Genomic DNA, 26479 nt, shown 5'->3' on the forward strand with positions numbered 1-26479 from the left:
CTGAAATATATAGGAAAAATTTTGGCTCGAAGCGTGGCATATGGGTTGCAAAAACAGTCTCAGGGTAACACGCAGACGCCGTTTCAAAATGGCGCAGAACGATCGCAGTCGAGGCCAGAGGAGGCAGACATGATCAATCTAACAGATAGCGCAGTCAGCGCAGTTCGTCGCTTTATGGATAGCACCGCCACCCCGATGGCGGGTTTGCGTATCAAGGTTGAAGGGGGCGGCTGCTCAGGATTTCAGTATGGCATGAAGCTGGAAGAGCAAATCGCCGACGACGACCAGGTCGTTGAGTTTGATGGCCTGAAAGTGTTGCTGGACGTCAACAGTGCACCACTGCTGGAAGGCGTGACCGTCGATTTCCTCGATGGCCTGGAAGGCAGCGGTTTCAAATTTGAAAACCCGAACGCCAGCAATAGCTGCGGTTGTGGCAAGTCTTTCTCTTGTTAACCGCGACAGTCGATCAAAACCAAAACAGCAGCCAGCCGATTAGCACGAGGTAGAAAATCATGTGGGATTACTCAGAAAAGGTTACCGAACATTTTTACAACCCAAGAAACGCAGGCGCTGTTGATCAGGCCAACGCGGTGGGTGACGTTGGTTCCATCAGCTGTGGTGACGCCCTGCGTCTGACCCTGAAAGTGGATCCGGAAACTGACGTGATTCTGGACGCCGGTTTCCAGACATTCGGCTGCGGTTCTGCCATTGCCTCGTCTTCCGCTCTGACTGAAATGATCAAGGGCATGACTGTTGATGAAGCTCTGAAAATCAGCAACCAGGACATCGCCGATTACCTGGACGGCCTGCCACCGGAAAAAATGCACTGCTCTGTAATGGGTCGTGAAGCCCTGCAGGCGGCGGTTGCCAACTACCGTGGCGAAGAGTGGGTTGATGATCACGAAGAAGGTGCGCTGATTTGTAAGTGTTTCGCCATCGACGACGTGATGATTCGAGACACCATCCGTGCCAACAACCTCAGCACCGTTGAAGACGTGACCAACTACACCAAGGCCGGTGGCGGTTGTTCCTCTTGCCACGAAGGTATCGAGAACATCCTCAAGGAAGAAATGGAAGCTCGCGGTGAAGTCTTTATGCCAGGAGCCATTGGCAAGAAAGCCAAGGCCAAACCGGCAGCGGCTGCAACTGCTGAAGCCAAACCGGCTGGCAGCATGACTGCGGTACAACGCATTCTGAAAATCCAGCAGGTACTCGAAGGTCTGCGTCCAGCCCTGCAGGCAGACGGCGGCGACGTTGAGCTGATGGACATCGAAGGCAAGAACATCTACGTCAAGCTGGTTGGTGCCTGTAACGGTTGTCAGATGGCCGCCATGACACTGGGTGGCGTACAGCAGAAGCTGATCGAAGAACTGGGAGAATTCGTCAAGGTAATTCCTCATACCGAACGTCAACTGGTTGAGCTGGGAGTCTGATCATGAGCGAGCTGAAAGATATCTATCTGGATAACAACGCCACCACCCGTGTTGATCCTGCGGTTGTGGAAGCCATGCTGCCATTTTTCACCGAGCAGTTCGGCAACCCGTCTTCCATGCACAGCTTTGGTAACAAGGTGGGTCTGGCGCTGAAAAAAGCCCGTCAGCAGGTGCAGAACCTGTTGGGTGCCGAGCACGATTCAGAAATCGTCTTCACTTCCTGTGGTTCCGAGTCTGATTCCACCGCCATTCTGTCTGCCCTCAAGGCCCAGCCAGAGCGCAAGGAGATCATCACGACTGTGGTGGAACACCCGGCGGTTCTGAACCTGTGTGACTACCTGGAAACCGAAGGCTACACAGTGCATCGTCTGAAAGTCGACAAACAAGGTCGCCTCAACATGGACGAGTACAAGGCACTGTTGTCCGACAACGTTGCCGTGGTCAGTGTGATGTGGGCCAACAACGAAACCGGCACCATCTTCCCAGTACTGGAAATGGCGGAACTGGCTGATGAAGCCGGCATCCTGTTCCATACCGATGCGGTACAGGCGGTTGGCAAGATTCCAATGAATCTGCAGGACACCAGCATCCACATGCTGTCGCTGTCGGGCCACAAACTGCATGCACCTAAAGGTGTAGGCGTGCTGTATCTGCGTCGTGGGGTACGTTTCCGTCCACTGCTGCGTGGTGGACACCAGGAACGTGGTCGTCGTGCCGGTACTGAAAACGTTACCAGCATCATTGGTTTGGGTCTGGCCTGCGAACAAGCCATGCAGCACATGGAATACGAAAACACTGTGGTAGCCCAGCTGCGTGATCGACTGCAGGAAGGCATCCTGGCCAAGGTTCCGCACGCGTTTGCGACCGGTGACCTGACCAACCGTCTGCCGAACACCCTCAACATTGCTTTCGAATACATCGAAGGTGAGGCCATCCTGTTGTTGCTGAACAAGGCCGGTATCGCTGCTTCCAGTGGTTCTGCCTGTACTTCCGGCTCACTGGAACCTTCTCACGTGATGAAAGCGATGGGCATTCCTTATACCGCTGCCCACGGCACCATTCGTCTGTCTCTCAGCCGTTATACCACAGCTGAAGAAATCGAACGGGTGATCGAAGCCGTACCGCCAATCATTGAGAAGCTGCGCACGCTGTCTCCTTATTGGGGTGAGAACGGTCCGATCGAAAATCCGGAAGAAGCATTTGCGCCGGTATATGCCTGATCGTTTAGGGGCGAACAGGTATTGAACAGTGGCAGGAGTCGGGCGATGGCAGGCTTTGTAACGGTAAATGACACAACCTTGCGTGATGGTGAACAGAGCGCCGGGGTTGCTTTCAATCTGGAAGAAAAACTGGCGATTGCCAGTCAGCTTTCTGCCATGGGGGTACCCGAACTGGAAGTGGGTATTCCCGCCATGGGCAGTGAAGAGCAGGAAGTCATTCAGGAAATTGCCGCACTCAAGTTACCAAGCCAGTTGATGGCCTGGTGCCGGATGTCGCAGGACGACTTGCTGGCTGCTGCCAGCTTGCCGATCCCGCTGCTCGACCTGTCATTGCCGGTGTCTGACCAGCAATTGCAAAGCAAACTTGGCAAGGATCGCCAATGGGCCCTGCAGCAGGCGGACTGGACGATCCGCCGGGCGCTGGATATGGGCTTTGAAGTCTGTGTGGGTATGGAAGATGCCTCGCGGGCTGATATGGACTTTATTGCCCGACTGGCGGATGTCGCTGGCAAGGCTGGAGCCCGTCGGCTGCGCTTCGCCGACACGGTCGGCATCATGGAACCGTTCAGCATGCTGCAGAAAATGCAGTTGCTGCGCAGCCACACCAGCCTTGAGCTGGAAATGCATGCCCATGATGATTACGGCCTGGCGACGGCCAATACCCTGGCTGCCGTGGTCGGTGGTGCTACCCATATCAACACCACGGTGAATGGTCTGGGTGAGCGCGCCGGTAATGCGCCACTGGAAGAGTGTGTACTCGCTTTAAAGAATCTGCATGGCATCGAAACCGGTGTGGACACCTGTTCGATGGCAGCCATATCCCATCAGGTTGAGCTGGCCTCGGGACGTCATGTGAGCTGGAACAAAAGCATTGTGGGTGAAGGCGTGTTCACCCACGAAGCCGGTATCCATGTTGACGGCTTGTTGAAAGACCAGCGCAACTATCAGGGCCTGGACCCTGAACAGCTGGGGCGTCATCACTCGCTGGTACTGGGCAAACATTCCGGTAGCCAGGGACTGATTCGGGCCTATCAGGCGATTGGTATTGAACTGCAACCCTGGCAATTGCCGTTGCTGTTATCGCAGCTGCGGCAGTGGGTGACCCGTACCAAATGCAGCCCGAACGCACAGGAGCTTGAAGCCCTGTATGCCCAGCTGGAACACCTAGAAGGAGGCTATACCTCATGTCGAGCCCAGAGTCTCAGCGCCTGAACACCGGTTTCTGGCGTCAGTGTGCCGATGATATCAACAGCGTATTTGAACGCGATCCGGCTGCCCGTAACTGGCTGGAAGTGCTGCTGACCTATCCCGGTGTTCACGCGGTGCTGTTCTACCGTGTCAGCCACTGGTTATGGATCCGTAACTGGCGTTTCACTGCTCGCTGGCTGTCGTTCATGGCACGTATGTTCAGCAACGTTGATATCCATCCGGGGGCCCAGATCGGTTGCCGTTTCTTTATCGACCACGGCGCCTGTGTGGTGATTGGCGAAACCGCCGTGGTTGGTGATGACGTCACGCTTTATCACGGTGTCACCCTCGGTGGTACCAGCTGGAACAAGGGCAAGCGTCACCCGACCCTGGGGAATGGTGTGATGGTCGGAGCCGGTGCCAAGATCCTCGGCAACATTACTGTCAACGATGGTGCCCGTGTTGGAGCCAACTCGGTGGTGGTGGAAGACGTGCCGGAAGGCTGCACTGTGGTGGGCATTCCCGGCAAGGTAGTGCGGCTGCGCGAAGCAGGCAAGCTCAACCCGTACGGTATCGACCTGGATCACCATCTGATTCCTGACCCGGTTGGCAAGGCCATCAGCTGCATGCTCGAACGTATCGATGCACTGGAAGCCATGGTTACCCAACAGTCTGCTGAAGAACGCTACCGCGACTGCGAAGTGGATAACGACGTCTGTGAGAAGGAATGTCCGGGCGCTCGTATCGCCTCGGTAGTCAATCGATAAGTACAGGTGCCCTGTAGTTATGGGGCGGGGGTAGTGCCGGGATGGATTTACAGGATTTCAAGGGCCAGGACATGTACTTCGACGAGCCAATGGCGGCCGACGTTGAAGTCCTGCTGGATCTGGCGTCGAGCCTGTATGGCGACGGTGGTGCCGAGCAGCCACTGTTGCAGGCCCGCCAACTGGCGCCGGGCAACATGACCGTGCTGGTGGCCCTGTACCGTTTTTATTATTACCAGCACCGTCTGGCGGAATCCCTGATTGTCGCCCACGAGGTGATGAACCGGATTGCACCGGAAATCGGTTTTCCTGACCACTGGCGTGACCTCAGTGAGGAACACCTGGTTGAAGGGCTCGACAAGGCGTTCACCACAGTGCGGTTTTACCTGCTGGCGCTCAAGGGAGCGGCCTTCCTGAACCTGCGAATGGGTAATCGCCATGAGGCGGTGGGGATGCTCAACAAGCTGGTGCAGTTTGACAGCAAGGATCGCCTCGGTGCCCGTTCGTTATTGCAGATGGTTGGGCCAACCCTGGTGACCGAAGACGGCGCAGTTGCCGCGCTGCGCTAGCCAGTGTGAAGAATTACACAACAGCAAGACTCTGAAGCAACACCCAGTGACAACAGTCTGCTCCGCTTGAGCAGCAGTTGAAGTGCAAGATGACCTGATGAGGAAGAGAGCCATGACCGAAGATTTGACCCTGGATGAAGCGCTGGACGAACTGGTTTCGGCGGAAGATTTCCTCGAATACTTTGCCATTCCTTTTGATGCTGCCGTGGTACATGTGAACCGTTTGCACATCATGCAACGCTTCCATGACTACCTCAGCCAGAGCGGTGACTCGCTGGCGGAGTATGAAGATAACGAGGAATCCCTCAAGTCGGTTTACCAGGCTTTGTTGACCCGTGCCTATCAGGACTTTGTTGAGTCTGATGCGCTGACCGAAAAGGTCTTCAAGGTGTTCAAGATGCACGAACCACAGACCACCTTTGTGCCACTGGAATCACTCCTCTGAGTGAATGATGTTGACGGTCGCAAACGGAAGGAGAGCTAGCGCATGAAACCAGCCTATGAATATGGTGACGAAGTTCGGCTGATTCGTAACGTTCGCAACGATGGTACCTATCCGGGCAAGGATGTGGGCGAGCTGTTGATGCGCCGGGGAGCGGTCGGTGTCGTGTACGACGTTGGCACCTACCTGCAGGATCAGATGATTTACCGGGTGCATTTCCTCGACCACAACAAAACCGTTGGTTGTCGCGAAGAAGAGTTGATTCCGGCAGCGACGGTGTGGGTCGATAACCGCTACGAATTCCGCGAGAAAGTGGTATCACGAATTCCTCTGGCAGTGGCCGGTGAAGTTGTGGTGACAGCCGGAACCGAAGGCGAGATCGAAAAGGTCGTACGGGACAACACCAATGTGATGTACCACGTGCGCTTTGCAGGTCGTACTTTCCAGGTGCCGGAAGCGGCCCTTGGTGATGCCACCTCAGAGGAGGCACAAGCATGAATACTGTCGCACAACAAAGCAGCCCGGCTGTCAGTGGTTATCGGTTCCTGCGCATTGCCAGTGAAAAGTTTGGCTCTGCGCCGGAAGCCCTGTCAGCCCAGCAGCAACAGGAAGTTGCCCGTATTGCTGCCCATGAGCAGCAAATCGAAGCTGTGGTACTGGGTAGCCAGGAATCCCGTCAGGTGGTGATTCCGGCCAGCCAGGTTGAACTGGCGATGCAGCAGATTCGTGATCGTTATGAATCTGACGAAGCCTATGAGGATGCATTGGCGGCCATGGGCATGGAGCCGGATGATCTGCGCTACGAATTGGAGCGCAGCCTGCGGGTTGACGGCGTGCTGGAGCTGGTGGCCAGCAAAGCTGTGACTGTTGGTGAAACCGATGCCAAGCTCTACTACTACATGCATCAGGATCGTTTTGCGCGGCCAGAACGGCGCATTGCGCGGCATATTTTGCTGACGGTGAATCCGGATTTTGAAAACGGTGACGAAGCAACCGTTAGAAGCCGTGCCACAGAAATTTCAGAGCGTCTGCAACGCAAGCCGGAGCGTTTCGGTGAGCAGGCTCTCAAACATTCCGAATGCCCAACCAGTCTCAATGATGGAATTCTGGGTAATATTCCTCGTGGAGTGCTGTACGCCGAGCTGGAAAGCTGCCTGTTTGCCATGCAGGCTGGTGAAATTTCCGCGCCGGTACGTACCGAGCTGGGCTGGCATGTGCTGTATTGTGAATCCATTGAGGCCGCCGACATCATTCCGCTCCACGAAGCCTTGCCTGCCCTGACGGAAAAGCTGCAGCAACAGCAAAGCCGTCGGGCCCAGCGCCAATGGGTCGCCGAGCGCCTGCAGCAAACCCAGTCACGGACCCGACAGGAGAATCACTAATGACAATAACCACCAATGAAGTGCCTACCTGTTCCTTTTGTGGGGTAGAGAAATCCCCCCAGGTGCCACTGATTGCCGGTAACAATGGTCATATCTGCCAGCAGTGTGTGAAGCTGGCCTTTCAGGTTGTCAGCAGCTGGGGCCAACCGCAAACCTTGTCCGAGCCGGATCTGAAAACCCCGGTAGCGATCAAGGACTTCCTCGACAAATACATCATTGGTCAGGATGACGCCAAACGCACGTTGGCAGTCGCTGTGTTTAACCATTACCTGCGGCTGCGGATTCAGGGCAAAAGTGCCGATCTGACACTGGCCGCCGCCGACGATTCGGTTGAGCTGGAAAAATCCAACATCCTGATGGTAGGACCATCCGGTACCGGTAAAACCCTGCTGGTTAAAACCCTCGCCCGTATCATTGGCGTGCCCTTTATTGTCGGTGATGCCACCACGCTGACCCAGGCGGGTTACGTCGGCGAAGACGTTGACACCCTCTTGAAGCGTTTGCTGGATGCCGCCGAAGGCAATGTTGAAGCGGCCCAGTGGGGCATTATCTACATCGACGAAATCGACAAGCTGGCCAAGCGTGGCGGTGGCAACGTCGGAGTGCGTGATGTCTCCGGTGAAGGTGTACAGCAAGCCTTGCTGAAAATGGTTGAAGGCAGTGAATTCCGGGTTTCCCGTGGTGGCCGTCGTGAAGGCGGTGATGAAGTTACCGTTGATACACGTAACATCCTGTTCATGGTTGGCGGTGCTTTCCCGGGTCTGCAGGAACTGGTTGAACGCCGGCTGCATCCGCCGCGTACCGGCATTGGTTTTAACGCCGAGGTGAAAGAAGACGACAAGGGTTCTTCCACCAGTCAGCTGCTGGAAGCGCTGCAACCGGATGATTTGCTGCAGTTTGGCCTGATCCCTGAGTTTATCGGTCGTTTCCCGGTGATTACCTTCCTCAAGGACCTCGACGTCGAAAGCCTCAAACGCATTCTGCAGGAACCGCGCAACGCCCTGACCCGTCAGTACCGCCAATTGTTTGAGTACCAGAACGTCAGTCTCGACTTTACCGATGATGCGTTGACTCACATTGCTGAAGAAGCCGTCAAGCGTGGCACCGGTGCCCGTGGTCTGCGTGCCATGCTGGAGTCGCTATTGTTACCAACCATGTTTGAATTGCCATCTCAGCAAGGTTTGAAATCCTGCACCGTAACCCTCAAGGGCGAAGGTGACCAGGCTGCTATTGCCGTTGAAACCGAGGTGGATGAAAGCCTGACCGGCGAAAACGCTGCAGCAACTGACGGTGAACAAGCCAGTGAATCCAGCCCGGCGAAGGCTGATCTCAGCGCCAGTGTCTGAGTCAGACAGCTAAACTTCTTTCCTTCCGTGGGGGCTTCGGCCCCCTTTTTTTATGGCAGGCGTTTTGTAGCAATAATCATTGGGTAAAGGATTTTTCCAGGTGAATAGCTTTCGGGCTGAAAAGATAAGTGGTATTCAGTCTTTAAATTTTACCGGCGAATGGAGTTTATAATTCTGGTTTGAATCTGAATTTAAGCGGACGTGATACAAGTCAGTGAAAATCTGCCTTTTGTATTTTATTGCTGGATATAAATAGAAATTAATTGGTAAAAATTTTCAATTAAATGTCTGGCTTTTGAATTTATATGTTTTTTGAAAGGGTTTGGCTTGTGGTTGATAATTTGGTTGCCGCAGGTGTAAATAGTTAAAGCAATACGCCGTTAAATGAAAAAGTGGTTTAGAGAGGCAAGCGTTTTAACGATAAGTGCCAAAGACAGGAATATGCACAAACGCAAGAAAGCGATGTCCGACTTGAATGCAGGAAAGAAAATCAGTGGATAACAATCGCAAGGCAAAAAGAAAAAGGGCGTGCCCGGGGGAGGATCACGCCAAGCGAGGAGTCTACGGAGAAACGGTTACCTGATCAGGCAGGCAGGCCGAATTCACCGGCAATCATGGACAGCCATACGTTCAGGCGTTCTTCAGTCATGCCGGACTGGTTGTCCAGGTCGAGTGCAAGACCAACGAACTTGCCGTCTTCGCCAATGGCTTCGGAGTGTTCGAATTCGTAGCCTTCAGTTGGCCATGCGCCAATAACCTTGGCACCGCGCTCAGTAAAAAATTCGTGCAGTTCGCCCATGGCATCAAGGAATTCATCCGGGTAGCCAACCTGGTCACCCAGGCCATAGATGGCGATGGTTTTGCCGTCAAAACTGGCATCTTCCAGCTTCGGTAGAAATTCTTCCCAGCTTTCAGCGTCACAGTCAGAAGACAGGCCTGGCAGTTCACCTTCACCCAGGGTTGGGGTACCGATGATCAGGTATTCATAAGCCATGAAATCTTCTGCGCTGATGCGATTGACGTTCAGTGGTGCAGCGACCAATTCGTCGTCGTACTTCTTCTTGATCATCTTGGCCACTTTACGGGTTTTGCCAGTGTTGCTACCAAAGAAAAGTCCGATCTTTGCCATGGGTAATCTCCTTGCGACAGCGTTTGTTACATCAAACGGCCGATTTAGCTTGATTGAGTTGCTGGTTTAGCTAGTGCATGAGGCATGCCTATGGCGGATTGTTTGTAACTAATTGATTTTTATTGGATTTATTTTTTATGCCACGATTTTGTCGTGAATCGGACAGACATTTTCCGGGCTCAGTAATGCCGCTGTCGGGTTTGCTACAGGAATAAGAAGGGCATCAGACTGACATAGATAAAGGACTTTCCATGACATCTTTGCTCGACAGCGTCGGCGCATTTGGCAATAGTCAGGGGCAGTTAAAGAGGAAGCCAATATGACAGCAATAACAGAGCAGCCAGAGACCGCCAGTGAGCTGAAAGGCCAACTGTGGCTGGGCGAGCTGGGCAAGCGTGGACTGGCGGCAGAACAGATAGACCTGTTACAGGCGATTGAATCCACCGGCTCTATTTCAGCGGCTGCCAAGGCGGTTGGTATCAGCTACAAGACAGCCTGGGAGCGGGTCGACACCATGAACAACATGTCGCGTCAGCCGCTGGTGAGCCGAGCGGTGGGCGGTGCCAGGGGCGGTGGTACCGCGCTGACAGACTTTGGCCAGCAGATTGTCGCCGGCTTTGTTTCCTTGCAGGCAGCCCATCAGGAATTTCTGCAGCAACTCGGGCGCAAGGTGCAATCACTTAATGATGTGGCAGGATTTATGAGCAAGGGTTATCTGAAGACCAGCATTCGCAACCAGTTTCGTGGTGAAGTGGTGCGAGTTATCCAGGGTGCAGTTAACAACGAAGTGCACGTGAAGATTTCTCGTCATGACGACATGGTGGCCATCATCAGTGATGAAAGCTGTACGCTGCTGGGGTTGCAGCCGGGCGTTGAAGTTATGCTGTTGATTGAGCCGGGCAACATAATGTTGTCGCCGGACACCGCTGTGAAGGTCAGTGCCCGCAACCGTTTGACGGGGTGTGTCGCCCGTATCGTCAAGGGGGCGGTGAACAGTGATGTGGTGCTGGAGCTGGGTGATACCAAAACCCTGACAGTATCGGTAAGTAACGGCAGCCTGGCCGATCTGGCATTTGAAACTGGCCAGCTGGTAGCGGCCTTTTTCAAGGCCTCTAACGTTGTGCTGCTGACCGAAGGCTGACGTCAGATCAGCAGCAACAGAGCCTGGCTCAGCTGTCGAGGCTGTAGCCAAAGGCCAGAATTTGCTGTTTGGCAACTTCTGAACGGAGGTATTGCAACAGCCGTTTGGCGGCTGGTTTGTCCGCCGCAGATTTCAGCAATACGGCGTCCTGACGGATCGGGCTGTACATTGTTTCCGGCACCACCCAGCTGCTGCCGCTGATAATTTTACCGTCCTGCATGATTTGCGACATGGCCACAAAACCCAGTTGGGCGTTGCCGCTGGCGACGTATTGCCAGGCTTGATTGATGTTTTCACCCATCACCCAGCTACCCTTGCTGCCATTAAGCCCCAGTTTGTCCATCACTTCGGTGGCTGCTTCGCCATAAGGTGCCAGTCGAGGGTTGGCCAGCGACAGCTTGCTGTAGTCTGATTGCTTCAGTTTTTCTTCCACATTGACGCCGTTATCGGCAGACCAGAGCACCAGAGTGCCCTTAGCGTAGGTGAAGCGACTGCCGCTAACGGCATCACCGGACTCTTCCAGCGCAATCGGCTTTTTCTGATCGGCAGATAGGAAAATATCAAACGGTGCGCCATTACGGATTTGCGCCAGTAATTTGCCAGAAGAGCCGAATGACACTTTCACTTCATCACCGGTTTCCTGTTGATATTGCTCAACAATACGTTTCATGGGTGCTGTGAAATTGGCAGCTACAGCAACCATCAACTCGTCAGCCTGACTGATTGTGGCAGTACTGGCCAATATCAGGGTGGTTAATAGTTTTGTCCATTTTGTCATGAGTTAAAGCCCCTTAATCATGTGTGGGATTGACAGTGCTAACCGTTAGCATGTTCGCTATATATTACGGTATATAGCGAAATATACCCATATTTTTTAAATGGAGAAATTACCAATGCATTTATCCACTTTGGCCACTGTCACTTCCCTGGCCCTGGTTACTTTGGTTCCACAGCAAGCACAGGCACTTAAACTGCACGGCGATGAGCTGGAACTTTACGGCACCTTCCACATATCGGCGGACTATATGGATTCCGGCGTCAGTTCGGATGAGGTTAATACCGACAGCAAACTGACCGATGGCAGTCTGTCGATTTCATCCAACTCCTCGCATATTGGCCTGCGCGGCAAAATCGCCAGCACCCTGGAAGGCATTGATCTGATCTGGCAGCTGGAACAGAACCTGACGCTGGATGGCTCGTCGTCTGACACCTTCACCACCCGTAACAGTTACGCTGGTTTGGCCGGAGCCGACTGGTCAGTCAAGGCCGGTCGCTATGACACCCTGGCGAAGCGCATGTTTGTCGAGAACTCGATTTTCAAACACACGGTGGCGGACTACGGCATGATTCTGGGTGCTGCGTCTGGCAAGGGCGGCCTGATGAACAAACGGGCCGAGAACATGGTGCTGGGCGAATATCGCTTTGGCCTGGCGGATGGATCAATGCTGACACGCGCCATGTACTCGTCCGATGCTGACAAGTCATCCGGTACCACCGATGACAACGCCAACAAGATGCTGTCTGCCAGTTTGCAGTGGAGCAACAAGCAAACCCTGGTTGGGCTGGCCTGGGATCACTGGGGCGACTTGTCTGGCACCATGGGACCTGTGTCTCTCTGGCGTGCTGCTATCCGGCAGGATTTTGGCACACTGCGGGCTGTCGCCTTGCTGGAAAAAATCAGCGTTGACGAAGTGACTGACACTAACCGCATGCTGGACCGTGATGCCCGCGGCATTCAGCTGTCCTGGAAGCCGGGTGACTGGCAACTGATGGCACAATGGCTGAGTGCTTCCAGCTACAGCGGCAGCAGTGATACCGGCGCTCAGGCCTGGTCTGTGGGTGCTGTCTATCCAATCGCCAAAAAGAGCAACCTGTATCTGATGGCAACCAAAACTGATAACGAGGATGCAGCGACCTATCAGGGTGTTGATGGTACCCATGGCGATGAGTTGTCAGCGCTGGCGGGTGGTCAACCTAAAGCGGTCTCAGCGGGCTTTGTAGTTACCTTCTGATGGTTCTTTCTGAACCGTCGAACGGGCTGTGCACAGTGTGAGCTGTGCATAACTTGGCCTGTTTTGCCCCGGTGGAAAACTTCAGGGAAGTGGTCACGGCGTTCCGATTGGCATCTGAAAGTTGTCCTCAAGGATGAGGTGATGCTGCGGGGGACAATTCAGCTTTTTCCAAGTAATCAAACACTTGCCTGTCATCGTCTGAATAACCCGATGGCCAGATCAGAGGCAGTGGCAATGGCTGGTCTACATAACCAAATCATCTTTGTTGGCCGTGGACTTATTTTCAACCGTTGTATGAAGTTTCAATGACCGACTATCCACAGATTTTGTGGATAACTTTGGGTGTAAGCTGAAGAAAAAGTTCGTCGACCCAATAGCGGTACAGTGGTTTGTTTGTTTGGTTAAAAAATGATCAATCTCGCAGTGGTTGCCACTGCGAGACCAAATAGCGGGATCAGCCGTTCAGGTGTTGCTTCAGCGGTTCGTGCTGCTCAGCTTCCAGACGTGGGCCAAACTGGCTGACAATCTGGGCAGAGGCGGCAGAAGCCAAACGGCCGGCGGCGGCAAAATCATGACCATGGGTAATGGCGTAAAGAAATGCACCCGCAAACATGTCGCCAGCGCCGTTGGTGTCGCGGGCGGTCACTGCGTGTGGGGCAATCTGGTGCAAGGTGCTGCCATCCCAGGCAACTGCACCATCACTGCCACAGGTAATGGCGAAGTTGGCCGCTTTCTGTTTCAGGGCTTCCACGGCCTCTTCAACACTGGCCGTTTCGGTCAGCAGCATGGCTTCCTGTTCATTACAGAACAGCAGGTCAACGCCTTCGCCGAGGATTTCCAGAATGCCGTCGCGGAAGTATTGAACCATCGCCGGGTCGGAGCAGGTCATGGCAACCTTGACGTTGTGCTTGCGGGCCAGTTCACGTACCTGGATGGCGGCGGCGCGCGAGGTATCGCCGGTAACCAGATAACCTTCTATATAGACGTATTCAGAAGCGGCAATGGCGTCTTCGTGAATATGGCCTTCATGCAGCTCTGAAGTAATACCGAGGAAAGTGTTCATGGTGCGTTCGGCGTCGGGGGTGACCATTACCAGACATTTGCCAGTGGTTCCTTCTTCACGGTCGGCGCCCAGGTTGGTGGCAACACCGGCGGCCTGCAGGTCGCTGGCATAAAAATCACCAGACTCATCGTTGGCGACGTTACAGGTGTAGAAGGTTTTGGCGCCAAAATAGCTGGCACCAATAATGGTGTTGGCAGCACTGCCTCCACAGGCGCGCTTTTTCAGACCGTATTCATCCATTAACAGCGCCAGCAGTTGCTGCTGCTTTTCTTCATCGATCAGGGTCATCACACCTTTTTCGATACCGGCCTTCTCGAAGAAGGTGTCTTCTACTTCAAATTCCTTGTCGACCAGTGCGTTGCCGATGCCAAAAATGTGATAACCCATAATATGTCTCTTGCGGTTGGTGAATCGTGAGTGGCCAGTGTAACAAATTCAGCGGCCGGGGCATCGCCGCCAAATGGACAGCTCTGTGCCAGGATCCGACGCTGGTGGCTGAAATCATTTCGTCGGCGGGGGCTTGTGTATATCATGCCGCGATGAATTCTGTATCCCGCTTCATCAAGCATCATCAGCGTACCCGGCATGCGGTCTATCAGACCGAAGCCAACATTATCCGTTCGCTCAAGCGTACCGCTATGACGCTGGCCGGGCTGGTGCTGGTGCATACTGCTGCCATGGTGTGGCTGGAAGGACTGGGCTGGTGGCCAGCGTTCTGGCTCACCATGACGACGCTGACGACGGTGGGTTATGGTGACTTGTCGGCGCAGACACCGGCAGGCCAGCTGGCCACCATTCTGTTGATATACGGTGCCGGTATCACACTGATGACCTTTTTGGTCAGTGATTATGTTGATTACCGCATTGCCCGCCGGGAACGCATTCGCACAGGACACTGGGACTGGAACATGGCCGATCACATCCTCATCATCAATGCTCCCAAATACAACCGGGAAGCCTATTTCTGGCGCATGATCAGCCAGATACGCCAGAGCAAGGAATACGCCGATACGCCGATCATGTTGCTCAATGAAGAGTTCGCCGACGGTTTGCCCGACAGTCTGCGGCGCCTGGGCGTGGTGCATGTGAATGGACTGGCCAGTCGGCCGGATGATCTCAAGCGCGCCGGAGCCGAGCGTGCTTGCCACATCGTGGTGCTGGCGCGAGACGAATATTCCTCTGACAGTGACAGTTATACCTTTGATGTGTGTTACCGGTTGTTTGAACGCCATTTGGGGCCACGGGTGATTGCGGAGGTAGTGGAAGACGAGAACCGCGAGCGGCTGCGCGATCTGAAAATCAAAACCATGTTGCGGCCCATCCGTTCCTATCCGGAAATCATTGTGCGCTCAATGGTTGCTCCCGGTGTCGAACTGATTATTGAAGACATGTTTACCCACGCCAACGACCACACGGTGCGTTATCCGGTATGGCTGGAAGGTGAGCGCTGGGCAGACGTGGTCAACGCTGTGGTGCAGAGCAATCTCGGCACGCCGCTGGCGTATGTCAGCAAGGACGGTGTGGTTGCGCCGCATCCGGATGGTGATGATCGGGTGCACGCCCAGTCGATTCTGGTATTGGTACATACCGAAAAGGTGCCGTCGATCCGGGATATCCAGAGCGCCATCGAAATCCACTTCAACATGCGGCTGGCCGATATCGACAAGGATGAGCAGCCGTAACGATTGCTGGCTTTTGTTGGCAAGCTGACTTTCAGGCAGCTTTAACCGCTGTACCGCTTCCCGCCAGGCGTTACCCTGAGGATTGATCCACAGCGGCTGGCGGGGGATAGTCTATGGCACGTTATCGACGCACTTCCTTGGGGGCTCTGTGGATTGGCTTGCTGGTGGTTGTCGTGGCGAGTATTCACTCCCTGCAACAATCCTTGTTGGGCCCAGGCACGGTCGCTGCCTGTGATATTTGTATGGCGGCCGCTGAGCCGCCAGCCTGGATGCCGTTGTCGGTGATTGCGCTGGTCGCCTGGTTGCTGGATCTGTGGCCACAGATGTTGCTGCCGTTCTGGTTGACGCCTTGAGGAAGCCGCCTTGCTTATCTGGCTGGCGCCAGACAGCCACTGCTCATCACCGAATCAACATCCTCACTGCGGTTTGAATCCTGCCTTGCTGAACCGCAGTTTTTATTCACAACATTCGTGCCTTACGCCGCATCTGCTATAGTCGCCAGGTTATATACCCGGAGGCGAGTGGATGCTCAGTCAGTTACTGGCATTATTATCAGATGGTCGTTTTCATTCCGGTGATGATCTGGGCGAAGCCCTGGGCGTCAGTCGGGCGGCTGTCTGGAAGCACATGAAAAAGCTGGATGATCTGGATATCCCGTATTCATCCGTAAAAGGCAAAGGCTATCGCTTGCACGATGCTATCGAGTTGCTCGATGCCGAACGCATTGGTGCTGAACTCACTCACTCCATTGACTGCCTCGACATTCTGCTGGATGTGGATTCCACCAACAGCTGGCTGTTCGAACGGGCGCCAGATCATCTCGGCAAACGCTATGCGGTGTTGGCCGAGAAACAGAATCAGGGTAGAGGTCGTCGTGGGCGCCAGTGGGTCAGTCCGTTCGGCAAGAACATCTACCTGTCGTTTCTGGTGACGCTGCCGGGTAGCTTGCAGGACCAGGAAGGCCTGAGCCTGATGGTAGCGATTGCGGTCGAGCGGGCGCTGACCAAACTGGGTCTTGCTGGTATTGGTCTGAAGTGGCCCAACGATGTCTATCTGGATGGCAAAAAAGTCGCTGGTATCCTGCTTGAAGGACGTCAGACCCAGCCGGATTTTTGCCAGATTGTCGTAGGTATCGGCCTTAACGTGATGCTCAGTGAGCGCGATGCCGAACGCATTGATCAGCCGTGGGCAGCTTTGCGCCAATACCAGCCGCAAGTTTCGCGTAATCGGATTGCCGGTGTGCTGATTGATCAGCTCAACAGCATGGTGGACGATTTTAAACGTGACGGTTTTGAGCCCTGGGTTAAATACTGGGCTGATCGGGATGTTTTCTATCGCCGTGAAGTGTTGCTGTCCGGTGGTAATGAACACCGGGTCGGGGTGGTGAAGGGCGTTAATCGCAAGGGTGAGCTGTTGCTGCAAACCGAGCGTGGTATGGAAGTGGTAGTGGCTGGAGAGTTAAGTGTCCGTCCTGTTGATTGATGCCGGCAATAGCCGTATTAAATGGCGTTATCAGGATTCTGATGGCACCCGTGTGCTGGGCGGCTGTGACCACGCTGACGTGATCGAGCAATCCTGGCCGGAAGTTGCCCGGGTACTGGTTTCCAGCGTGCATGACAATCCCTGGCTGCGGGCGCAGCTGGAGCAGCAGTTTGGCAACTGCCTGGTTTGGTTGTCGCGGGCGCTGGAAGACTATCCGGATTTCGAACATTGTTACCCGCAACCGGGGCGACTCGGAGTGGATCGCTGGCTGGCTATGCTGGGCGCGCGTCAGCATCGTGATGGCAACCTGCTGGTGATTGATTCCGGTACGGCATTGACCATTGACCTGCTGTCCGACAGTAACCGCCATCTGGGCGGATATATTGTGCCGGGTCTCACACTGGCACAGCAGTCGCTCTGGCAAAATACCGAACGGGTTCGTCCCTATGCTGATGAAGTGCGCAGTGAGCACTTGCAGCCAGGTACGGATACGGTTGGCTGCGTCAGTGCCGGAGTGCGTTGCCAGCAAGTGGCGTTTGTCAGTCATGTCATTTCCAGTCACAGTCAATATCAGCCGTTTTTTACCGGCGGCGATGGCGAATGGCTGGCCAAAAACCTTGGCCACAGTTATTGGCCTGAACTTATCTTCGATGGATTGGATGCTCTATGCGCTGGATATTTTTCTGTCTGGTAGTGCTGAATCTGGCAGTCTTGCTGTTCTACTGGAATCAGTCAGAGGTTGCAGTGGTAACGGATCAGCCGTTGGAGCTGGCCAGTGGTCAGCGGCTGACGCTGATTTCTGAAGCGGCAGTGAGCCTGCCAAAGCGCAGCCAGCAAGTGGTCACAGAACAGAAGCAACAGCTCTGTTTTCTGCTCGGACCCTATCAGGATCAACTGGATGCCAATTATGCCCGCGCCCGGGCAACCTCACTGGGCATCGCTGGTGATACCGTGATCACGGAATTGCCAACCGATACGGCCAAGGAGTTTTGGGTCTACGTACCTCCCAGGGCCAGTCGGGAAGAAGCTCGCAAGGTCTTGCGTGAATTGCAGCAACGCAAGGTTGATAGTTACATCATCAATACCGGTGAGCTGGCTGACGGGATTTCACTGGGGCTGTTCCGCCAGCGTGAGTCAGCTGACCTGGTTGCCAGCAAGGTACGCAGCTTTAATATCCCGGTAGAAGTAAAAGCCAAGAACGAAATGCAGCAGGAGTTCTGGCTGCAGGTTGTTAACAAGCCGGACTTTGGAGACAAGCTGCGTGAGCGTATCAAGGCTGATGATGATGTTAGCTGGCAAATGACCGACTGCCTGCGTTGATTAACTGATTTTGCTATAGAAGAAGGAATAACCTTCTGGTTGGCTGTTATTTAACCAAAATGAAGTAAAAGCGCTAAGTTCATAAAAAATATAAAAAAAGTGTTGACGACCAAGGGTCTGAAACATATAGTACGCGCCATCAAAGCCGCAGCGGCAACGGCCAGCAGCTATAAACGTGGTTTTGAAAACAATTAGGTGGGGTTCCCGAGCGGCCAAAGGGATCAGACTGTAAATCTGACGCGAAAGCTTCGCTGGTTCGAATCCAGCCCCCACCACCATATTCAGAGTCATCGCCAGGGCGGTGTCTTCGGAGCGAGGCAAAAGCCTGCTGTTCCGGCGAAAGCCAAAAGGTTCGCGGGTATAGTTCAATGGTAGAACCTTAGCCTTCCAAGCTAATGATGCGGGTTCGATTCCCGCTACCCGCTCCAGAAAATTCAGTACTGCGGTAGTAAGGCTGAATTCAAAAGGTGTTTAGCTGATGTAGCTCAGTCGGTAGAGCGCATCCTTGGTAAGGATGAGGTCGGCAGTTCGATTCTGCCCATCAGCACCATTATTTTAAAGTGACAAAAAGGTAGGCATTAGGCCTGCCTTTTTGTGTATGTGTCGGTCTGAAATCTACCACCACGTAAGAGAGAGAAGGTCATGGCTAAGGAAACGTTTGAGCGTTCCAAACCCCACGTAAACGTAGGTACTATCGGTCACGTTGACCATGGTAAAACCACTCTGACAGCAGCGCTGACTCGCGTGTGCTCCGAAGTTTGGGGTGGCGCTGCCGTTGCTTTCGACGGTATCGACAATGCTCCAGAAGAGCGTGAGCGTGGTATCACCATCTCAACCTCTCACGTTGAGTACGAATCTCCAGTCCGTCACTACGCCCACGTAGACTGCCCAGGACACGCTGACTATGTAAAAAACATGATCACCGGTGCTGCTCAGATGGACGGCGCGATCCTGGTATGTGGCTCTACTGACGGCCCAATGCCTCAGACTCGTGAACACATCCTGCTGTCCCGTCAGGTAGGTGTACCTTACATCGTTGTATTCCTGAACAAGGCTGACCTGCTGGCTGAAGACTGCGGTGGTGCAGACACTGAAGAATACGCAGAGATGCTGGAACTGGTGGAAATGGAACTGCGTGACCTGCTGTCCGAATACGACTTCCCAGGCGACGACACTCCAATCATCCCAGGTTCTGCCCTGATGGCTCTGAACGGTGAAGACGAGAACGAAATGGGTACTACCGCTGTTAAGAAGCTGGTAGAAACCCTGGATAGCTACATCCCAGAACCAGAGCGTGCGATCGACGGTGCATTCATTATGCCTATCGAAGACGTATTCTCCATTCAGGGTCGTGGTACCGTTGTTACCGGTCGTGTTGAGCGCGGTATCGTTAAGACTGGTGAAGAAGTTGCGATCATCGGTATCAAAGACACCATCAAGACTACCTGTACCGGTGTTGAGATGTTCCGTAAGATTCTGGACGAAGGCCGTGCCGGTGAGAACGTTGGTGTTCTGCTGCGTGGTACCAAGCGTGACGAAGTAGAGCGTGGTCAGGTTCTGGCGAAGCCAGGTTCTATCACTCCTCACACCAAGTTCGAATCAGAAGTCTACGTACTGGGTAAAGATGAAGGTGGCCGTCATACTCCATTCTTCAAAGGTTACCGTCCACAGTTCTACTTCCGTACTACCGACGTAACTGGTGCGGTTGAGCTGCCAGAAGGCGTTGAGATGGTAATGCCAGGTGACAACGTTCAGCTGACTGTTACCCTGATCGCTCCAATCGCGATGGACGAAGGTCTGCGCTTCGCGATTCGTGAAGGTGGTCGTACCGTTGGCGCTGGCGTTGTAGCCAAAATCATCGAGTAATCTTTTGATTATTTGAGATTGCCTCAGAAAAAACCCGCTTCGGCGGGTTTTTTTGTGCCTGTTTGACGGCTTTTCGTATCTCTCTAATTGTTCTGAAATGTGCTCAAGATATCATTTTTGATCTTTTGATTTTTAAAGGATTAAAAATTGAGATCTTTTCTACTGTTACTTCTGTTTTTTTCTGATTTTGCAATTTCATTGGACGACAGTTATTCACTGTTGGGGTTGCTGGTAAAGGATGGCAACTTTGAGCGACGCTATGTGGATGATGTACCAAAGGTTTGGCAGAGCAGTATCCAGAATGATGCCCTGACAGGTGACAACATAACTGACCAGTATTTTACCAATGCCATTCAGCTGTCGGGCTATTCCAGCTTGCGCGAGGGCTTTCTGTATCAGTCCGGGCGTTTGTATGGCTTTCGCTGTGGGCCGGATGATGGCTCGGCGGACGACTATGCCGATTGTGATGATGCCCCTCGCAGCGGCTTGCAGAATCGCGATCTGAAGCTGGTTCGCTATGGCTATACCATGGCCCATGAGCTGTACACGCCCTATCAGGATGCAGGTGTCGGCAAGGTGGAGCACGAAGGTTACGAGCATATTGAAAATGCCGCCTATTATGATCGGCCTTTTGCGGCGTGGGCTTATTGGGGGCGTACCTTGCGGCTCGATGGCGTGGATGGCTATGACGACCATCAGTTGACCGTCGGGGTGGTTGGGCCGGCAGCCGCTGGTCGTTGGGTACAGGAAACGGCGCATCAATACCCATTCTCGGGTGCCTATCCGATTACGGGTTGGGAAACCCAGGTTGATAATCGCCTTGCGCTGCAATATTCCGGCAAGTTTGCAGCGCACTGGATTCATCAGGAGGGTCGTTTTGGCGAAGCCTATGTGAGTCATTTTCCATTTGTGGAGGCGGGTAGCATCATTAATCGGCTGGGCTACGGCGTTGAAGCGAGCTTGCTGGTGAGTGAGGGGCATGAATGCCGCCGTTATCGTTCCGGTGATCTGTTCTACATCAATACGCTGGCGCAGTCTTATGTTGCCTTGGACGACAAGCTGGCGGCTTATGCAGAGCAGTTGCGCGGTTACCTGGCGGCCAATCGAGTATCAGATTCAGTGCTCAAACACATGTTGGTGCTGGTTGATCGTATCGAGGCTTTTATCGCTGTCGATCATCCTCTGGCGGATGTTTATAGCGAGCTTGATGAGGTTCAGCATCAATTGGCGTTGTTAAATCAGCAGATGTCGGCAAGGGTTGTGAGTGCCTGTTTTCCGGCGGGCTGGTATAGCCGTCTGACGGCCAGTGTAACCGGGCACTATGTGATTAGTAATTATTTGCTGGAGGGTGGTATTCATATCCCGGCTGATACTGACCCGGACAGTGATCTGCAGATTATGCGTGAGGGTGGTACTCGCAATGTGCACCTGAAGCGCTGGATTGCATCGGCTTCTGTGGGGGTGATGGCGGGGTGGCAGGATCATTTTGGTATCGGTGCTCGCTATCACTATCGGACTGAAGAGACGCTGGAGCAGGTTGAGCAGCACCGCTGGGCGGAGTTTGTGATCGAGGGGAAGAGCAATTGGGCGGCGGCTTTTATTCCGTTGCTGATTGGTGGTCTGGCGCTTGCCAGAATGGACGAGTGGCCTGATTAGGTAGTTACGAACAGATATAAAAAAACCGCCCGAGGGCGGTTTTTTTATTGGGATGAGATTTCCATCCCGGGCAGACGATCTTACTTCTCGGCTGCTTTCTTGGCTTTGACGTCAGCGATGACCTTGTCAGCTACCTGTTGTGGGCATGGCAGGTAGTGAGAGAATTCCATCGAGAACTGGCCGCGACCAGAGGTAATGGTACGCAGGTGGCCGATGTAACCGAACATTTCAGACAGTGGTACGTCTGCCTTGACGCGGATACCGGTAGCACCACGTTCCTGGTCCTTGATCATGCCGCGACGACGGTTCAGGTCGCCGATTACGTCGCCCACGTTGTCCTCTGGGGAGAACACGTCAACTTTCATGATAGGTTCCAGCAGCTGGGCGCCAGCTTTTGGAATGGACTGACGGAAAGCACCTTTGGCAGCGATTTCGAAGGCAATCGCAGAGGAGTCAACCGCGTGGTAAGAACCGTCGAACAGTTCTACTTCAACGTCCAGTACCGGGAAGCCAGCCAGAACACCTTCGCCCATCATGGACTTGAAGCCTTTCTCAACGGCAGGCCAGAATTCTTTTGGTACGTTACCGCCCACAACGGAGGAGGTGAACTTGAAGCCAGTACCTGGCTCGGCAGGACGGATGCGGTAATCGATCTTACCGTACTGACCGGAACCACCAGACTGTTTCTTGTGGGTGTAGCTGTCTTCGACGGGCTTGGTGATGGTTTCACGGTAGGCAACCTGTGGCTGACCTACGATCAGTTCAACACCGTAGGTACGCTTCAGGATGTCTACCTTGATGTCCAGGTGCAGTTCGCCCATGCCTTTCAGGATGGTTTCACCAGAGTCTTCGTCGGTTTCAACCTGGAAGGTTGGATCTTCTGCAACCATCTTGCCGATGGCGATACCCATCTTGTCAACGCCGCCCTTGTCTTTAGGCTGAACAGCGATGGAGATAACTGGCTCAGGGAACACCATGGCTTCCAGGGTGCATGGGTTCTTTGGATCACACAGGGTATGACCGGTCTGAACGTTTTTCATGCCCACAATTGCCAGAATGTCACCGGCCTGAGCTGAGGTCAGTTCAGTTTTGTCATCCGCCTGCATCTCAACCATACGGCCGATACGCTCAGTTTTACCGGTGAAGCTGTTCAGGATGGTGTCACCCTTGTTCAGTTTGCCGGAGTAGATGCGGATAAAGGTCAGGGCGCCGAAACGGTCGTCCATGATCTTGAAGGCCAGGGCGCGGAAAGGCTCATCAGCTGAAACGATGGCTTTCTCGCCAGTTGGGTTGCCTTCTTCGTCGGTCAGATCCTGTGGATCGACTTCGGTTGGGTCTGGCAGATAGTCAACAACGGCGTCCAGTACCAGCTGAACACCCTTGTTCTTGAAGGCGGAGCCACAGTAGGTCGGGAAGAACGCCAGAGTGCGGGTGCCTTCACGGATGCAACGCTTGATGTCTTCAATGGAAGGTTCGGTACCTTCTTCCAGATATTCCATCAGCAGGTCTTCGTCCATCTCCAGAGCGGTTTCGATCAGCTCCTGACGGTACATCTCTGCATCGTCAACCATGTCGGCCGGGATGTCTTTAACTTCGTAGTTTTCTGGCAGGCCGGAATCATCCCATACGTAGGCTTTCTGGCTCAGCAGGTCAACAACACCAACAAATTCATCTTCACGACCGATTGGCAATACCATTACCAGTGGGCGTGCTGCCAGGACGTTTTTCACCTGGTCAACAACGCGGAAGAAGTCAGCACCCAGGCGGTCCAGCTTGTTGACGAAGATGATGCGGGATACTTCAGAGTCGTTCGCGTAGCGCCAGTTGGTCTCGGACTGAGGCTCAACACCGCCGGAACCACAGAATACGCCGATACCACCGTCCAATACTTTCAGGGAGCGGTAAACTTCTACGGTGAAGTCAACGTGTCCTGGGGTGTCAATTACGTTCAGGCGGTGGTTCTTCCACTCACAGGTTACGGCCGCAGACTGAATGGTGATGCCGCGCTCGGCTTCCTGTTCCATGAAGTCAGTGGTGGATTCACCGTCGTGTACCTCACCGGTCTTGTGGATTTTACCGGTGAGTTTGAGGATACGCTCGGTAGTTGTGGTTTTACCGGCGTCCACGTGGGCGAAGATGCCGATGTTACGGTATTTGGATAAGTCAGTCATAACTCACTCGATAAGCTAAGTGGAAAAACGGCCGGTAATTTACAGGTTTTTCACTCGTTTTTGATCACCCTGAGGACAGAAAACTGAAGAAAAGTTGGAAAATAGGCGGTTTTTTTTGCTATTTGGATAAATCTGCCCTGTAAATGTGTAGCCATATAAAGAAGAAACAGCATTAACAAAAACTTTTTTAAAATTTTCTGGCATTTATAAAAAGGTCTGTGTAATATCCGTTCCCGCTTGAGAGAGCAACTCCGCACAGCTGATTTCAAAGGTTGTCGTTTAGGGCGGAGAAAGTTTAGACAAAAGAGTTGAAACTGTCTCTGAATGCTGTATAGTGCAGCGCCCTTATAAAGTGTTATAGGCCAGTAGTTCAATTGGTAGAGCGTCGGTCTCCAAAACCGAAAGTTGGGGGTTCGAGTCCCTCCTGGCCTGCCAAATATCCTGGTGGCAGCTTCGGCTGCCATTTTTGGCTTCAGGGAAATAATTGATGAGCTCCGAAAGCAAAGCTGCAAGTTCTCCTGTGGACGTTCTCAAATGGCTGGTTGCTGTTGTGTTTCTGGCGGCGGCAGTCGTTGGTAACTACATGTATGCCGATATGCCATTGCTGTACCGCGTCCTGGCTGTGACCGTATTGATGTTGTGTGGTGCAGGTGCTGCATTGACAACCGCTCAGGGTAAGGCGTTTCGGGTGCTTCTTAAGGAAGCAAACGTAGAACGTCGTAAGGTCGTTTGGCCAACTCGTCAGGAAACTACACAAACAACCCTGATGATTCTGATTGTGGTTGTTGTTATGGGCCTGGCGCTGTGGGGGCTTGATTCCCTGCTGGGTTGGGCTGTTTCTGCACTGATTGGGTGAGGCAATTATGGCAATGCGTTGGTATGTGGTTCACGCCTATTCCGGTTACGAGAAGCGTGTCCAGTCAGCCCTGAAAGAGCGTATTGAGCGTCTTGGTATGCAGGATCAGTTCGGCGACGTGCTGGTGCCTACCGAGGAAGTGGTTGAGGTGCGCGACGGTAAGAAGCGCAAGAGTCAGCGTCGTTTCTATCCTGGCTATGTGCTGGTGCAGATGGAAATGAACGACGATACCTGGCATCTGGTCAAGCAAACTGATCGGGTGATGGGTTTTATCGGCGGTACTGCTGACAAGCCTGCTCCAATTACTGAAAAAGAAGCTGATGCCATTCTGCGTCGTGTTGAGGAAGGTGCTGATCGCCCAACTCACAAGACTATCTACGAACCGGGTGAAGTGGTTCGTGTTACAGATGGTCCGTTTGCTGACTTTAACGGCACGGTTGAGAGTGTGGACTACGAAAAGTCCCGTCTGCAGGTGGCTGTAACGATTTTTGGTCGCTCGACACCAGTCGAACTGGAATTTACCCAGGTCGAAAAGGCGAGTTAATACGAGTGCCCCGACCCTGGGTCGGGGCGGGGAGCCCGTCAGGGCGCTATTTACCCATTGGAGTAAATCATGGCTAAGAAAATTGAAGCCTATATCAAGTTGCAGGTTGCAGCTGGTAAAGCAAACCCAAGCCCCCCGGTAGGTCCGGCTCTGGGTCAAAAAGGTCTGAACATCATGGAATTCTGTAAAGCGTTTAACGCCCAGACTTCCCACCTGGAACCAGGTGCGCCAGTACCAGTTGTTATTACTGCGTACAGCGATCGTTCATTCACCTTCGAAATGAAGACTCCACCAGCTTCTTTCCTGCTGAAAAAAGCTGCTGGCATCACTTCTGGTTCTCCTCGTCCAAACACCCAGAAAGTGGGTACTGTGACTCGTGCACAGCTGGAAGAGATCGCTACCGCCAAAGCTCCTGACCTGACTGCTGCCGATATGGACGCAGCGGTACGTACTATCGCGGGTTCTGCTCGTGCTATGGGTCTGAACGTGGAAGGAGTTGAGTAATGGCCAAGTTGACCAAGCGTCAGAAGCTGATTGCTGAAAAAATTGATGCTCGCAAGGTTTACTCCTTTGCAGAGGCTGTTGCTGTGCTGGCTTCCCTGCCTGCAGCAAAATTCCGTGAGTCTGTAGACGTAGCGGTAAACCTGGGTATCGACGCACGTAAATCTGACCAGAACGTTCGTAGCTCTACTGTGCTGCCAAACGGTACTGGCAAGACCATGCGTGTTGCTGTGTTCACTCAGGGTGCCAACGCTGAAGCTGCCAAGGCAGCTGGTGCAGACGAAGTTGGTATGGAAGATCTGGCTGAAAAGATCAAGGGTGGCGATTTGGCGTTTGACGTTGTGATTGCTTCTCCAGACGCGATGCGCGTTGTTGGTCAGCTGGGTCAGGTGCTGGGTCCACGTGGCCTGATGCCAAACCCGAAAGTTGGTACTGTAACTCCAGATGTAGCCACTGCCGTGAAGAACGCCAAGGCTGGTCAGGTTCGTTACCGTAACGACAAGAACGGTATCATCCATACCACTATCGGTAAGGTTGATTTTGAAGCTGTTGCGCTGCAGGAAAACCTGACAGCTCTGCTGGCCGATTTGAAAAAAGCCAAGCCATCTTCCGCCAAGGGCGTTTACATGAAGAAGGTTACCATCTCTACCACGATGGGACCTGGCTTGGTTGTTGATCACTCCGCTCTGGATTTCTGATCAACATAAAAGTT

27 protein-coding genes and 4 tRNA genes are annotated in these 26479 nt (G+C 53.4%); 27 read left to right on the top strand and 4 right to left on the bottom strand.

Annotated features, from left to right (window positions below):
• Positions 1-129: 129 nt before the first annotated feature.
• The 10 genes from K6123_RS10180 (at position 130) to clpX (ending at position 8344) form a co-directional block, all read left to right on the top strand.
• Complete coding sequence (locus tag K6123_RS10180; protein ID WP_221797325.1) at positions 130-453, top strand: HesB/IscA family protein; 324 nt, start codon at positions 130-132, stop codon at positions 451-453.
• Positions 454-512: 59 nt separating this feature from the next.
• A complete protein-coding gene (gene nifU / locus K6123_RS10185; RefSeq protein ID WP_221797327.1) occupies positions 513-1433 on the top strand; it encodes a Fe-S cluster assembly protein NifU in 921 nt (306 codons plus the stop codon).
• A gap of 2 nt (positions 1434-1435) precedes the next feature.
• Entirely contained in the window at positions 1436-2653 is a 1218-nt protein-coding gene (gene nifS, locus K6123_RS10190) for a cysteine desulfurase NifS (protein WP_221797329.1), read from the top strand.
• Between the two features lie 45 nt (positions 2654-2698).
• The gene (gene nifV, locus K6123_RS10195; protein WP_221797331.1) at positions 2699-3865 is read left to right on the top strand and encodes a homocitrate synthase; all 1167 of its coding nucleotides are present in this window, start codon (positions 2699-2701) and stop codon (positions 3863-3865) included.
• Positions 3838-4608: a serine O-acetyltransferase gene (cysE, locus tag K6123_RS10200; RefSeq protein ID WP_221797332.1), complete on the top strand. Its 771-nt coding sequence runs from the start codon at positions 3838-3840 to the stop codon at positions 4606-4608. The genes nifV and cysE overlap by 28 nt, the downstream gene beginning before the upstream one ends.
• Before the next feature lie 41 nt (positions 4609-4649).
• Positions 4650-5174, top strand: coding sequence for a hypothetical protein (locus K6123_RS10205; protein ID WP_221797334.1), 525 nt, complete (start codon positions 4650-4652; stop codon positions 5172-5174).
• A gap of 112 nt (positions 5175-5286) precedes the next feature.
• Complete coding sequence (gene nifW, locus K6123_RS10210) at positions 5287-5619, top strand: nitrogenase-stabilizing/protective protein NifW (RefSeq protein ID WP_221797336.1); 333 nt, start codon at positions 5287-5289, stop codon at positions 5617-5619.
• Between the two features lie 42 nt (positions 5620-5661).
• Positions 5662-6114: a nitrogen fixation protein NifZ gene (locus K6123_RS10215; protein WP_221797338.1), complete on the top strand. Its 453-nt coding sequence runs from the start codon at positions 5662-5664 to the stop codon at positions 6112-6114.
• The gene (nifM, locus tag K6123_RS10220; RefSeq protein WP_221797340.1) at positions 6111-6998 is read left to right on the top strand and encodes a nitrogen fixation protein NifM; all 888 of its coding nucleotides are present in this window, start codon (positions 6111-6113) and stop codon (positions 6996-6998) included. Before K6123_RS10215 ends, nifM begins: the two co-directional genes overlap by 4 nt.
• Positions 6998-8344, top strand: coding sequence for an ATP-dependent Clp protease ATP-binding subunit ClpX (clpX, locus tag K6123_RS10225; protein ID WP_221797342.1), 1347 nt, complete (start codon positions 6998-7000; stop codon positions 8342-8344). Before nifM ends, clpX begins: the two co-directional genes overlap by 1 nt.
• A gap of 583 nt (positions 8345-8927) precedes the next feature.
• On the opposite strand, the gene K6123_RS10230 is transcribed toward clpX, so the two are convergent.
• The gene (locus K6123_RS10230; protein ID WP_221797344.1) at positions 8928-9473 is read right to left on the bottom strand and encodes a flavodoxin; all 546 of its coding nucleotides are present in this window, start codon (positions 9471-9473) and stop codon (positions 8928-8930) included.
• Between the two features lie 319 nt (positions 9474-9792).
• Between K6123_RS10230 and K6123_RS10235 the strand changes: the two genes are divergently transcribed.
• Positions 9793-10614: a TOBE domain-containing protein gene (locus K6123_RS10235; protein ID WP_221797346.1), complete on the top strand. Its 822-nt coding sequence runs from the start codon at positions 9793-9795 to the stop codon at positions 10612-10614.
• Positions 10615-10642: 28 nt separating this feature from the next.
• Here the strand turns inward: K6123_RS10235 and modA are convergent, their stop codons facing one another.
• On the bottom strand, positions 10643-11392 hold the full coding sequence (gene modA / locus K6123_RS10240) for a molybdate ABC transporter substrate-binding protein (RefSeq protein WP_221797347.1): 750 nt from the start codon (positions 11390-11392) through the stop codon (positions 10643-10645).
• Between the two features lie 115 nt (positions 11393-11507).
• Between modA and K6123_RS10245 the strand changes: the two genes are divergently transcribed.
• Positions 11508-12626, top strand: coding sequence for a porin (locus K6123_RS10245; RefSeq protein WP_221797349.1), 1119 nt, complete (start codon positions 11508-11510; stop codon positions 12624-12626).
• 454 nt (positions 12627-13080) lie between these two features.
• On the opposite strand, the gene K6123_RS10250 is transcribed toward K6123_RS10245, so the two are convergent.
• Positions 13081-14076, bottom strand: a complete 996-nt coding sequence (locus K6123_RS10250) for an adenosine kinase (protein WP_221797352.1) — start codon at positions 14074-14076, stop codon at positions 13081-13083.
• Positions 14077-14180: 104 nt separating this feature from the next.
• Here K6123_RS10250 and K6123_RS10255 point away from each other — a divergent pair, with 104 nt between their 5' ends.
• The 10 genes from K6123_RS10255 (at position 14181) to K6123_RS10300 (ending at position 21695) form a co-directional block, all read left to right on the top strand.
• The gene (locus K6123_RS10255; protein WP_343223981.1) at positions 14181-15371 is read left to right on the top strand and encodes a potassium channel family protein; all 1191 of its coding nucleotides are present in this window, start codon (positions 14181-14183) and stop codon (positions 15369-15371) included.
• Between the two features lie 113 nt (positions 15372-15484).
• On the top strand, positions 15485-15724 hold the full coding sequence (locus tag K6123_RS10260) for a hypothetical protein (RefSeq protein ID WP_221797353.1): 240 nt from the start codon (positions 15485-15487) through the stop codon (positions 15722-15724).
• A gap of 172 nt (positions 15725-15896) precedes the next feature.
• Positions 15897-16853: a bifunctional biotin--[acetyl-CoA-carboxylase] ligase/biotin operon repressor BirA gene (birA, locus tag K6123_RS10265; protein WP_221797355.1), complete on the top strand. Its 957-nt coding sequence runs from the start codon at positions 15897-15899 to the stop codon at positions 16851-16853.
• A complete protein-coding gene (locus K6123_RS10270) occupies positions 16834-17547 on the top strand; it encodes a type III pantothenate kinase (RefSeq protein WP_221797358.1) in 714 nt (237 codons plus the stop codon). Before birA ends, K6123_RS10270 begins: the two co-directional genes overlap by 20 nt.
• Complete coding sequence (locus K6123_RS10275) at positions 17520-18173, top strand: SPOR domain-containing protein (RefSeq protein ID WP_221797360.1); 654 nt, start codon at positions 17520-17522, stop codon at positions 18171-18173. The genes K6123_RS10270 and K6123_RS10275 overlap by 28 nt, the downstream gene beginning before the upstream one ends.
• A 194-nt stretch (positions 18174-18367) precedes the next feature.
• Positions 18368-18451 (top strand) — tRNA-Tyr (locus K6123_RS10280).
• Between the two features lie 76 nt (positions 18452-18527).
• Positions 18528-18601, top strand: a tRNA-Gly gene (locus K6123_RS10285).
• Between the two features lie 46 nt (positions 18602-18647).
• Positions 18648-18723 (top strand) — tRNA-Thr (locus K6123_RS10290).
• Positions 18724-18815: 92 nt separating this feature from the next.
• On the top strand, positions 18816-20039 hold the full coding sequence (gene tuf, locus K6123_RS10295) for an elongation factor Tu (protein WP_221797361.1): 1224 nt from the start codon (positions 18816-18818) through the stop codon (positions 20037-20039).
• Between the two features lie 147 nt (positions 20040-20186).
• Entirely contained in the window at positions 20187-21695 is a 1509-nt protein-coding gene (locus K6123_RS10300) for a lipid A-modifier LpxR family protein (RefSeq protein ID WP_221797363.1), read from the top strand.
• 80 nt (positions 21696-21775) lie between these two features.
• On the opposite strand, the gene fusA is transcribed toward K6123_RS10300, so the two are convergent.
• Positions 21776-23866, bottom strand: a complete 2091-nt coding sequence (gene fusA / locus K6123_RS10305) for an elongation factor G (protein ID WP_221797365.1) — start codon at positions 23864-23866, stop codon at positions 21776-21778.
• Between the two features lie 359 nt (positions 23867-24225).
• On the opposite strand from fusA, the gene K6123_RS10310 reads away from it, so the two are divergent.
• The 5 genes from K6123_RS10310 to rplA all read left to right on the top strand — a co-directional run bounded on the left by K6123_RS10310 (position 24226) and on the right by rplA (position 26465).
• Positions 24226-24301: transfer RNA gene (locus tag K6123_RS10310), tRNA-Trp, on the top strand.
• A gap of 52 nt (positions 24302-24353) precedes the next feature.
• Complete coding sequence (gene secE / locus K6123_RS10315; RefSeq protein WP_221797367.1) at positions 24354-24722, top strand: preprotein translocase subunit SecE; 369 nt, start codon at positions 24354-24356, stop codon at positions 24720-24722.
• A gap of 7 nt (positions 24723-24729) precedes the next feature.
• Complete coding sequence (gene nusG, locus K6123_RS10320; protein ID WP_221797369.1) at positions 24730-25266, top strand: transcription termination/antitermination protein NusG; 537 nt, start codon at positions 24730-24732, stop codon at positions 25264-25266.
• A 69-nt stretch (positions 25267-25335) separates the two neighbouring features.
• Entirely contained in the window at positions 25336-25770 is a 435-nt protein-coding gene (gene rplK / locus K6123_RS10325; protein WP_221797371.1) for a 50S ribosomal protein L11, read from the top strand.
• A complete protein-coding gene (rplA, locus tag K6123_RS10330) occupies positions 25770-26465 on the top strand; it encodes a 50S ribosomal protein L1 (protein ID WP_221797373.1) in 696 nt (231 codons plus the stop codon). The genes rplK and rplA overlap by 1 nt, the downstream gene beginning before the upstream one ends.
• The last annotated feature ends 14 nt before the right edge of the window (positions 26466-26479 follow it).

The sequence above is a fragment of the Oceanobacter mangrovi genome (genome assembly GCF_019740315.1).
Classification (GTDB): domain Bacteria; phylum Pseudomonadota; class Gammaproteobacteria; order Pseudomonadales; family Oceanobacteraceae; genus Oceanobacter; species Oceanobacter mangrovi.